Source organism: Actinomadura sp. 7K507, from assembly GCF_004348425.1.
GTDB lineage: Bacteria > Actinomycetota > Actinomycetes > Streptosporangiales > Streptosporangiaceae > Spirillospora.
Map to the genome: position 1 here is coordinate 1 of NZ_SMKK01000468.1, position 2,593 is coordinate 2,593.

Consider the following 2,593-nt stretch of genomic DNA (forward strand, 5'->3'; position numbering starts at 1 on the left):
GTGCCGGGGTGGTCGGGGTCGGGGTGGTAGAGGTCGGTGAGGGGCCAGCCGCGGTTGGTGGGGAATTCGCCGATGGCGTCGCGTTCCTGGGTGACCAGGTTCCATAGTTGCTGCGGGGTGGTGACGCCGCCGGGGTAGCGGCATCCCATCCCCACGATCGCAATCGGCTCCGCTTCCTCCGATTCGGCCTCGTGCAGCCGCTGTCGCGTCTGGTGCAGTTCGGCGATGACGCGGGTGAGGTATTCGCGGAGTGTGTCTTCCATTCCCATTTGTACGTCGCCCCTCAGATTGTTCAGGAGATGTTGAGGTCGTCGTCGACCAGCTTGAAAAGTTCCTCGTTCGTCGCCGATCGCAGATCGTCGAGGATGTCCGTCTCGTTCGCCGGGGAGTCGAATTTGCTGACCTTGGCCAGCAGGCCCTGCAGGCGCTTGGCGATCTTCGTGCCGGCGATGTCCTCCCCGGTGATGGCCGCCAGCGTGCTCTCCAGCGTGTCGAGCTGATGGAGAACCAGCTGCGGTGCCGAGGGGACGAGCTGGGATCTGAGGTGCCGGGCGAGGGCGTGCGGAGTGGGGTAGTCGAAGACGAGGGTGGCGGGCAGACGGTGCCCGGTGGCATCGGCCAGCCCGTTGCGCAGTTCGACCGCGGTGAGGGAGTCGAAGCCCAGTTCGCTGAAGGGTCGGCTGGTGTCGACATTCTCCGGGGAGGCATGAGCCAGGACCGCGGCGGTGGTGTTCCGGACCAGGTCCAGCACGCGTTCGTCCTGCTCGTCGGAGGTGAGCGCCGCCAGCTGGTCGGCCAGGTTGATGGTCCGGAGGCCCGCGGTCGCGTTGGGCCGGGCGGGGCCGCTTCGGACGAGCGCCGCGAACAGCGGCGGGGCCGAGCCGGTCAGGCTGCGGAGGTTGATCGGTGTGGCAAGTAGATGGGGGCGGGTCGACCGGACGGCGGCGTCGAAGAGCGCCAGCCCCTGCTCGTCGGTGATGGGGGTCATGCCACTGCGGGTCAGGCGGTTGCGGTCGGTGTCGGTGAGGTGTCCGGTCATGCCGGTGTCCTGCTGCCAGTAGCCCCATCCGATCGATTGGCCCGGCAGGCCCTCGGCGTGCCGGTACGCGGCGAGGGCGTCGAGGAACGCGTTGGCGGCTGCGTAACCGGCCACTCCCGGGGGGCCGAAGGTCGCGGCTGCGGAGGAGAACAGGATGAAGGCGTTCAGGGGGAGGTGGCGGGTGTGGTGGTGCAGGTTCCAGGCGGCGTCGACTTTGGGGGCGAAGACTTTGTCGATCTGTTCGGGGGTCAGTGAGGTGGCGATGGCGTCGTCGGTGACGCCTGCCGCGTGGATGACCGCGGTGAGGGGGTGGTCTTCGGGGATGCTTGCGAGGAGCCGGGCGAGTTGTTCGCCGTCGGCGGTGTCGCATGCGGTGATGGTGGTGTGGGCGCCGAGTTGTTCCAGATGTCGGTGGAGTTGCTGGGCTTCGGGTGCATCGGGGCCGTTGCGGCTGGCCAGGACCAGGTGCGTGACGCCGTGGACGGTGACCAGGTGTTCGGCGACCAGGCGGCCAAGGGTTCCTGTACCGCCCGTGACCAGGACCGTACCGCCAGGGGCGAAGGCAGCGGTCGGGTCGCTGTCATCGCCGCCGTCCGGCAGGCGCGCCAGCCTCGGGACGTGAACGTCGCTTCCCCGAATGCCCAGATGGGGCTCGCCCCGGTCCAGTGCGGCGCCGATCGCGGGCATGAGCATCCGATACGCGGCAGGCGGGTCGTCCAGGTCGATGAGCGTGATGCGTCCGGGGTGCTCGGCCTGGACGCTGCGGACCAGCCCCCACAACGGGCTCTGGGCGAGATCGACGTCACCGGCCCCGACCGCGACAGCGTTGGTGGTCAGCAGGACCAGACGGCTACCGCCGAGGCGGTCGTCGGTGAGGAACTCCTGCAGCAGCCGTAGCACCTGCTGGGTCAGCGCATGGGCTCCGTCGACCACACCGGGCTCGCCGCCGGCGACGACGGCAGGGCACGGGACCAGGATGACCGGAGGCGGGTCGGAGAGTTCCGAGACCTCGTTGAGGTCGGTGCAGAGCTGGGCAGGGACGGTGAGCGCGGCGCGAAGCGCGTGCGCGGAGTCCGGGTCATGCGTGCCGAGGATCGCGCAAGGGCCGTCGAGAGCGGACTGCTCCATCGGCGAAAGGGGCGTCCAGCTCAGCGCGTAGAGGTGGTCGTCCTGGGCGCGGGCGCTGGGCAGGCCGGTGAAGGGGCGCAGAGTGAGGCTGTCGATGGTGGCGACGGGCTGGCCTGCTGGGTCGGTGGCGCTGATGGCGACGCTGTTGCCGGTGGGGGTGATGGAGACGCGGAGCGCTGTCGCTTGGGCTGCGTGGAGGGTGACGCCGTTCCAGGTGAAGGGAAGGTGGGCTTGGTCGCCGGGGTCGTCGGTGGTGAGGGCGATGGGGTGGAGGGCGGCGTCGAGGAGTGCGGGGTGGAGAGTGTGGCCGGTGGCGGCGTCGGGGTCGGGGAGTTGGATGTCGGCGTGGATGCCGTTGGGGGTGGTCCAGGCTGTTTGGACGCCTTGGAAGAGGGGGCCGTAGTTGAGTCCGAGGTCGTTGAAGTG

The 2,593-nt window shown here is 69.4% G+C and carries 2 protein-coding genes; both read right to left on the reverse strand.

Annotation, left to right across the window (positions count from 1 at the left end; translation table 11 throughout):
* Positions 1-269, reverse strand: a 269-nt coding sequence (locus E1285_RS44470) for a beta-ketoacyl synthase N-terminal-like domain-containing protein (protein ID WP_132160933.1), incomplete at its 3' end; no start/stop codon positions are given.
* A 23-nt stretch (positions 270-292) separates the two neighbouring features.
* The coding region (locus E1285_RS44475; RefSeq protein WP_132160934.1) for a type I polyketide synthase at positions 293-2,593 on the reverse strand (2,301 nt) is incomplete at its 5' end.